General features: G+C 64.7%; 3 protein-coding genes. All 3 read right to left on the reverse strand.

All coding sequences use genetic code 11. From position 1 onward, the window contains the following. Positions 1–259: 259 nt before the first annotated feature. The 3 genes from Y887_RS01045 to Y887_RS01055 all read right to left on the reverse strand — a co-directional run bounded on the left by Y887_RS01045 (position 260) and on the right by Y887_RS01055 (position 8,685). Positions 260–2,521 (reverse strand): methyl-accepting chemotaxis protein, encoded by a 2,262-nt coding sequence (locus Y887_RS01045; RefSeq protein ID WP_046962579.1) that lies wholly within the window; start codon positions 2,519–2,521, stop codon positions 260–262. Between the two features lie 786 nt (positions 2,522–3,307). Further along, entirely contained in the window at positions 3,308–5,572 is a 2,265-nt protein-coding gene (locus Y887_RS01050; RefSeq protein ID WP_046962580.1) for a methyl-accepting chemotaxis protein, read from the reverse strand. A gap of 644 nt (positions 5,573–6,216) precedes the next feature. Continuing rightward, complete coding sequence (locus tag Y887_RS01055; RefSeq protein ID WP_046962581.1) at positions 6,217–8,685, reverse strand: methyl-accepting chemotaxis protein; 2,469 nt, start codon at positions 8,683–8,685, stop codon at positions 6,217–6,219. Positions 8,686–8,814 lie beyond the last annotated feature (129 nt).

Here is an 8,814-nt window from a genome sequence, read left to right on the forward strand (position 1 = left end):
GGGGTCCAGGGTTGGATCGCCTGCATGCCCACGATTGCGTAAGAACACGGGCATAAAGAGGGCCGCGTCCCCTCGCAAGGGAAGCGGCCCACAAGATCCGCGCAGTGCGGACTCGAACGACTCTCGAACGTTTTGTGTTGCTGATGGTGGTGCGCCCGGCGCGTGGAGCGCGCACTGCGTGGTTGCCTGTTGCACCGCCAATGCTGCGTCGTCCTGCACGCGTTGATGGCTGTCAGCGCCTTGCTTGCTGTCGGTGAGTTCAGAACTCCTGCCACCCGCTGGCGTCGGCTGTGGCGGCAGATGCGCTGACTGCAGCGCGGCGCGCCATCGCTGGCGTGGCGGCGCTGCGTGCAGCCGGACGTGCCGGCATGCGCGCACTGGCCGGCGTGCCGGCGATGGCGGCCAGCTGACGCGTGACCGGCGCCTGCGCCTGGACCTTGAACACGGCCACGGCTGCAGTGAGTTGTTGTGCCTGCTCTTCCATCGCGCGCGCGGCAGCGGTGGCTTCTTCCACCAACGCTGCGTTTTGCTGGGTGGCTTCATCCATCTGCGTCACGGTGAGGTTGACCTGCTCGATACCGGCCGACTGCTCCTGCGAGGCGGCAGAGATCTCGCTCATGATGTCGGTGACACGCTGCACCGAGGACACGATCTCGGCCATGGTCCTGCCGGCCTGATCCACCAGTTGCGAGCCATCGGCCACGCGCTGCACCGAATCGCCGATCAGGTCCTTGATCTCCTTGGCTGCCGCCGACGATCGCTGCGCCAGCGTGCGCACCTCCGAGGCCACCACGGCAAAGCCACGGCCTTGCTCGCCGGCGCGCGCCGCTTCCACCGCTGCGTTCAAGGCCAGGATGTTGGTCTGGAAGGCGATGCCGTCGATCACGCTGATGATGTCGGAGATCTTTTTCGACGAGGCTTGGATGCCGGCCATGGTATCGACCACCTTGCCGACCACTTCGCCGCCTTGCGAGGCCACGTGGGCGGCACCGATGGCAAGCTGGTTGGCCTGGCGTGCGCCCTCGGCGTTCTGCTTGACGGTGGAGGTGAGCTCTTCCATCGAGGCGGCGGTTTCTTCCAGATTGGCCGCCTGTTGCTCGGTGCGCTGCGACAGATCGTTATTGCCGGTGGCAATCTCGCTGGCGGCGGCGTTGATCGACAACGCAGAGGTCTGGATACGCCCGACGATGCCGGCCAATTGGCTGGCGGTGGCGTTGGCGTCGTCGCGCATCTGTGCGAACACGCCCTTGAAGTCGCCGTCCATGCGCGCGGTGAGGTCGCCCGCTGCAATGGCCTGCAACATGCCCGACAGCGATTGCAGGCTGCCATCGGCGGTGGCCATCAACTGATTGAGGCTCTCGACCATGATGCGGAAGTCGTACTGAAACTGCGCCGCATCGCCGCGTGCGCTGAAGTCGCCATTGGCAGCGGCGTTTGCCAGGTGCTTGATCTGTTGGTTCATCGCAGCCAGGTTTGCCTTGACCTGCGCCATGGTGTTGGTGAGTGCGGCTTTTTCGCCGGGTAGCTGGTCCATGTCGTCGCTGAGGTCGCCGATCGCATAGCGGCCCATGATCTGCGCCAGGCGTGTGGTGACCTGGATGTGGCTGTCGACCAGCGCGTTGGTATCGCCTGCCATGCGACCGAAATCGCCTGGGAATGCGTCGCCATTCATGCGGAAGCTGATCTGGCCGGCATCATGGCGCTTGGCCATGTCCAGCTGCGCGGTGATCAGGTTGCGCACCTGCGCCTGCATCTTGTCCATCGCCTGCAACAGGCGGCCGGTCTCGTCGCCGGCATCGGTATGCACGGCATTATCGAGCTTGCCGTCGGCAATTGCTTCGGCAGCGCGGGTGGCACGGCTCAGCGGCCGAGTGAGGCTGCGGGTGATCAGCAAGCCCAGCGTGCCGCTGAGCAGCACCACCAGCAGCGAACCGCCGACCAGCAGCTTGCGCGAATCGTCCATCGATTGCAGCGCAACCGCTGCGGCCTCGGCGGCGAGTTTGTCCTGCAGGGCGATGTTGTCGCCGATCTTGTCCTGCCATTGCTGCAGCGCGGGCGCGGCCTGGTTGAGCAGCAGTGGCAGCGCTTCGTCGCTGTGGCCGGACATCACCAGATCGATGATGCGGTTATTCAAGTCGCGCACCGTGGGGGTGAGCCGATCGATGTCGTCGCGAATGGCCTTGCCCTGTTCGGAGACGGGCATGGCGTACAAGGCCTCGCGCGCCTTGGCATAATCGGCGCGCGCGCGCTTGATCTTTTCGATGAACTTCAGATTGTCGGCATCGCTGGTCGGCAGCACCACGTTGCGCAGCTCTGCGGCGATGATGTAGTTCGCATTCATCATGTCGTTGGACAGACGGATCTTGGTCATGTTCTGGTGCACCAGGTCATCGACCAACCCGCGTGCCGAGGTCAGGCCGCGGTAGCCGATAAAGGCGATGCAGCCCGACAGCAGGATCAACACGGCAAAGGCGCCGGCCAGGCGTGGTCCGACATTGAAACGCAGCAAAAAAGAGTTCATGGAATCGCTCGGCTCGAAGGGATGGGGTGCATGACATCGACCGGGTGGCAGGTCACCGTGCGCTCGTGTCCGCTTGTCGGCATGCCCAGTGGTAACGGCGGCATCTGCGGCGAATTGACAAGATGCGCAGTGCCGGTACAGCGCTGGATCACACAGGTGAGCAGGGCGTGTGGATGCGGTTGACGATGCTGGAAACTGTGCCGAGTTGTGCGAATTGGATGTTGGAATGTGGTGTTTTTGCGTGGGTGGGGCCAAGTGACATCTGGCTGTCATCTTGGGTTTCACGTGCCTTGCACGGGCGTTGCGATGGCAGCGACATTGAAACGAGCGCAGCCAGGGCACTGGTGGTGTTGGCTTGCCTGCTGCGCCGTACCCTCACCCCAACCCCTCTCCCGAGGGGAGAGGGGCTTTGGCGTTGAGTTTTGTTGATCTTCCGATGGGAGAGGGGCTTTGGTGTTGAGTTTGTTGCTCCGTGCGCTGTGTACTTCTGGCTGATAAGTGCGGTGCTGTCTGGAAGCCGAGTGGCTGCTGCTGCGTGATCGGCCTGTTGCCGCTGCGTGTCTGTCGAGCGTCGGGCACGCGAGCAAGTTGCCTGCCAAAACGTGCAAGGCCGACCCGCTAAGCGGGCCGGCCTTGTGTTCGACGTTGCGCGGTGTTTGGTCCGCCGATAAAGGGACGTTTAGCGATTGGAGCGTGCAGATCTGATCGCGCGCGTGTCAGTTCGCGCGTGCAACCCGGTTCCCGGATCCGGCGCACGGCCTCGCCTCTTGAACGGCGTTACCGCGCTTAGAACTCCTGCCAGTCAGCCGCGTCGTTGGCCGATGCCGCTGCCGTGGTCTGCATTGCGCCACGTCGCGGTATGGCGGTGGCGTTGGGGCGTACCACCGGGCGCGGCGCGGTACGCGCGTTGGCCGGCGCGCTGGCGATGGCCGACAGGCGGCGCGCAACCGGGGCGTGGTCGGCGACCTTGAACACTGCAACGGCTTCGGTGAGCTGCTGCGCCTGTTCTTCCATGGCGCGGGCGGCGGCAGTGGCTTCTTCCACCAGGGCGGCATTCTGCTGCGTGGTCTCGTCCATCTGGGTGACGGTCTGGTTGACCTGTTCGATACCGGCGTACTGCTCCTGAGATGCCGACGAAATCTCGCCCATGATGTTGGTGACGCGCTGCACGCTGGCCACGATGTCGGCCATGGTGGTGCCGGCCTGGTCGACCAGCGTTGCGCCTTGCGCCACCTTTTCCACCGAGTCGTCGATGAGGTGCTTGATCTCCTTGGCCGCACCAGCCGACCGCTGCGCCAGTGTGCGCACTTCCGAGGCCACCACCGCAAAGCCGCGGCCCTGTTCGCCGGCACGCGCGGCTTCCACTGCGGCGTTCAGGGCCAGGATATTGGTCTGGAACGCAATGCCGTCGATGACGCTGATGATCTCGGCGATCTTCTTCGAGGAGGCCTGGATGTCGGACATGGTGGTGACCACGCTCGCCACGACCGCGCCGCCCTGCGATGCCACTGCAGCGGCGCCGATGGCGAGCTGGTTGGCCTGGCTGGCGTGTTCGGCATTCTGCTTGACGGTGGAGGTGAGTTCTTCCATCGAGGCGGCGGTTTCTTCCAGATTGGCCGCCTGTTGTTCGGTGCGTTGCGACAGATCCTGATTGCCGGTGGCGATCTCGCCGGAGGCCAGGCCGATCGCGCCGGCCGCTTCCTGGATGCGGCCCACGATGTTGGCCAGCTGCTCGGCAGTGGCATTGGCGTCATCGCGCATCTGCGCAAACACGCCCTGGTACTGGCCGGTCATGCGCGCGGTGAGGTCGCCGGCGGCGATCGACTGCAGCAGGGCGGACAGCGACTGCAGGTTGCCATCGGCGGTGGCCATCAAGGTGTTGAGGCTTTCCACCATGATGCGGAAGTCGAACTGGAACTGCTCGGCGTTGCCGCGTGCGGTGAAGTCGCCATTGGCCGCCGCCTGGGCAAGGTGCTTGATCTCGTGATTCATCGTGGACAGGTTGTGCTTGACCTGATTCATCGCTGTGGTGATCGCGGCTTTTTCGCCAGGCAATTGCGGCATGTCTTCGCTCAGGTCGCCGATGGCGTAGCGCTCCACCAGGTGGATGGTCTGCATCTTGACCTTGATGTGCGCAGCGACCAGCTCGTTGGTGTCCTTGGCCATGCGGCCGAAGTCGCCGGGGAACGCCCCGGCATCCATACGGAAGCTGATCTGGCCCGCATCGTGGCGCTTGGCCATGTCCAGCTGCGCACTGATCAGGTTGCGTACCTGGTCCTGCATCTTGTCCATCGCCTGCAACAGGCGGCCGGTTTCGTCGTTGGTGGTGGTGCGCACATCGTTGTCGAGATTGCCGTTGGCAATGGCTTCGGCGGCGCGGGTGGCTTGCGACAGCGGACGCACCAGGCTGCGGGTGATGGCCCAGCCCAGCAGGCCGCTGATCAACACCACCGCCAGGCCGCCGCCGATCAGCAGCGTGCGGCCGCGTGCCATCGCCGTGGTGGCCACTGCATTGGCTTCCTGGGCGCGCTTGCGCTGCAGCGCCGTGTATTCCAGTAGCGCGTCCTGCCACGCCTGCGTCGCAGGCGCTGCACGTTGCAGCATCAATGGCAATGCTTGATCGGCCTTGCCCGCAAGTCCGAGATCGAGCACCTGGCGGTTGAGTGCGCTGGCGGTCTTGTTGTTCTGATCGATCTTCTCGCGGATGGCCTGCGCTGCCGGCGTCGCCGAGAAAGCGTAGAGCTGCCCGTGCACCTTGTCGTAGATGCCGCGCTGTTCTTCGATGATGGCGGCGAAGCGACGGTTTTCCTCGTCGGTGGTCGGCAGCACGACATTGCGCAGCTGCACGGCAATGACCGAGACAGCGTTATTCATCTCTTGCAGATGCTGGACGATGACCATGTTGCGATTGGTCAATGTATCCAGGCTCTGACGCGCTTGCGCTAGCGTGTAAAGGCCAGCGGCAACCAGTGCGCACGACAGCAGGATCAGTGTGCCGAACGCGAAAGTCAGCCGCTTGCCGACGTTGTACCGTTGAAGAAGAGCGATCATGTTGGAGTCTCAAGGGCGATGGGCAGGAAAGGGCGATGCGCATCGGCAGCGGCGCGTCATCCAGACGTCGGGCACTTACCGGTGCGGGCATGCATCCGGCCGATCCATCGGTGCGCGTGAGGGGTCGTCACGCTGCGCTCGATTGCAGGGCAGGTCTGCTTGCTTGTGTCCGGTAACGGCGTTGGCGACGGTTGCTGAACTCGCAAGGGCGGACGCGTATGGGCGGCCGTCACCGAGGTGACGTGCGTGTGCACAAGTGGGCTGAAAACCCTGATGCGAGCGCTGCCGACGCATTGCCGGTGGCTTGGGATTTCACTGTTCGATCACGTGCGCATGCGTGATGGACATGTGCAGGAAGGGCACTGCCGGGTGGATGCACCGGCTTGAAAAGCGAAACCGGGGTGTCGCCGGATTCGAATACGCTGGGGCGCGACGACGTACTGTCGCGGTCCCCCAACGTGTCATCGGCATCGCGGTTGCCGCGGTGACGTCAGAGTCAGCAGGTCAGCCGCCTGGTCGGCACGGCAACCAGACAGCGGTGACGCGGGCCATGTCATCGCCAGGCGATCGCCGCGCCGGGATCTCAACGCTGTCTGCACAACCGCACAATCCCATGACAGCGCGAGGAGCGCGCCCGGCAGCGATCAGGCCGCCCGACCGAGGCGTGGCGAGGCGACCGCCTGTAGCTGGAACACCGACACTGCATCGCGTAGCTGCTGCGCCTGTTCTTCCATCGCGCGCGCGGCGGCGGTGGCTTCTTCCACCAGCGCGGCGTTCTGTTGGGTCGCCTGGTCCATTTGCGAGACGGTCTGGCCGACCTGCTCGATGCCTTGCGACTGCTGCAGCGAGGCCTCGCTGATCTCGTGCATGATCGTGGTGACGTTGCGCACCGAGTCGACGATGTCCTGCATCGTGCGCCCTGCCTGGCCGACCAGCTGGCTGCCATGCTCGACCCGGCTGACCGAATCGTCGATCAGGTGCTTGATCTCCTTGGCCGCAGCGGCCGAGCGCTGCGCCAGGGTGCGCACTTCCGACGCCACTACCGCAAAGCCGCGACCCTGTTCCCCGGCACGCGCGGCTTCCACCGCGGCGTTCAAGGCCAGGATATTGGTCTGGAAGGCGATGCCATCGATCACGCCGATGATGTCGGCGATCTTTCTGGAGGCAGCCTGGATGCCGGCCATGGTGCCGACCACCTGGCCGACCACCTCGCCACCTTGCGAGGCGACGGCGGCCGCGCCGACCACCAGCTGATTGGCGCGCTTGGCGTGCTCGGCGTTGTTGCGCACGGTGGAGGTGAGTTCTTCCATCGAGGCGGCGGTTTCTTCCAGATTGGCCGCCTGTTGCTCGGTACGCTGCGACAGGTCCTGGTTGCCGGATGCGATCTCGCTGGCTGCATCGTTGATGGCATCGGTGGAGCGCTGGATGCGCCCGACGATATCGGCCAGCTGCGTCACCGTGGCGTTGGCATCGTCGCGCATGCGTGCGAACACGCCGTGGAAATCGCCCTGCATGCGGCTGGTGAGATCGCCCGCGGCGATCGCCTGCAGCACGTTGGACAGCGATTGCAGGTTGGCGTCGGCGGTGGACATCAACTGGTTGAGGCTGTTCACCATCGCGCGGAAGTCGTACTGGAAGCGCTGCGCATCGCCGCGCACGCTGAAGTCGCCATTGGCGGCGGCCTGCGCCAGCAGTTTGATTTCGCTGTTCATCGCCGACAGATTGGCCTTGACGGTGTCCATGGTGTCGGTGAGCACGGCCTTCTCGCCGGGTAGGCGTTGCATGTCCTGGCTCAGATCGCCGATGGCGTAGCGCGACATGATCTGCGCCAGCTGCATCTTCACCGCGATATGCGAACCGACCAGGGCGTTGGTGTCGCGCACCATGGTGGCGTAGGCGCCGGGGAAGCTGTCGGCCTGCATGCGGTAGCTGATCTGGCCGGCGTCGTGGCGCTGCGCCATCTCGCTCTGCGCAGCCAGGACGCGCTGCACCTGTTCCTGCATCTGGCGCATGTTGTCGAGCAGCTGGCCGGTTTCGTCGCGGCTGGGCGGCACGATGCGTTCGTCCAGCATGCCCTGCGCGATATTGGCCGCCACTGCAGCGGCGCGGCGCACATTGCGGGTGAGGTTGGACAAGGTGTACCAGCCCAGCGCGGCGATCAGCAGCGCGAGCAGCGACAGGCCGGCGACGGCCTGATACATCGCATTGCGTGCATCCACCAGGTGGCGCTCGGATTGCCGCTGCAAGGCTTGCAGCGAGATGCTGCTCAGCTCCTGCATGGCCTGGCCAAGCGCATCGAGCGCGGCATTCCACTGCGTGTCGGCCTGCGCATCGCTGCCTTTCAGTGCCGTGGCAAGGGACTTCAGTGCGTCGTTGGCGCGGGTGGCCTCGGCGTTGGCGGCATCGGCCAGGGCGGGGTCGGGCTGTTCCAGCAGGCCCATTGCCTTGTCCAGCTCATGCCGGAAGCGCACGTGATTGCGCTGCAACTGGGTGAGCTGTTCGCGCAGCATGGCGCGGTCGTCGCCGGCCTGCGACGGGTCGTTGGCCGCATCCAGGCGGGTCAGCGATTCGGTGGCGTCGGGGCTATAGATCAGGGTCGCCACCACCAGGTGGTAGCTTTCGATATACGGGGTGTAGACCAACTGGCTGTCGTCGCGCAGCGCATCCAGCGCAGCGAAGGCTTGCTCGCTCACGCCGCTGTAGCCGCTGGCCGCAGTGGTGGAAACGTGGCGCTGCTGCAGGGCGAGCAGTTGTTTCTGGCTGCGTTCGAAACCGGGCATCGCTGCCGTGGTGGCGAGCAGTTGCTGCAGATCGCGTTGGGCGCGTTGCGCTGCTGCCTCGGCGGTGGCGCCACTGTCGACATGGGCAGCGTGCAGATCGGTAATCAGGCCCAGCATCTGCCCAAGCGGGGCGTAGCTGCGCAATTCGTTAGTACTGATGGCGACGCTTTCATTGAGCTTGCCGCGATAGAGCAGCACCGGGATCACCATGCCGACCAATGCCAGTACACCGATCGCACCGAGCTTTTTGACAATGGCCAGATCGTCCCAGCGGCTGGTCCAGCGACGCGGGGAGGATGGGGCGGTGTGCGGCAGCGCGGGAGCAATGGTCATCGGTGCGTCTCATGGGCGTACGCAGACTATCGGCCGATACCTCTTATGCCTTGAGCCGGCCGGCATCGCTGCCGACCGGAACCGTTCAGGCAGTTGAGTTCGCTTGCTTAGAACTCCTGCCAGCTGGTG

The organism is Xanthomonas pisi DSM 18956, assembly GCF_001010415.1.
Taxonomy (GTDB): Bacteria; Pseudomonadota; Gammaproteobacteria; order Xanthomonadales; family Xanthomonadaceae; genus Xanthomonas; species Xanthomonas pisi.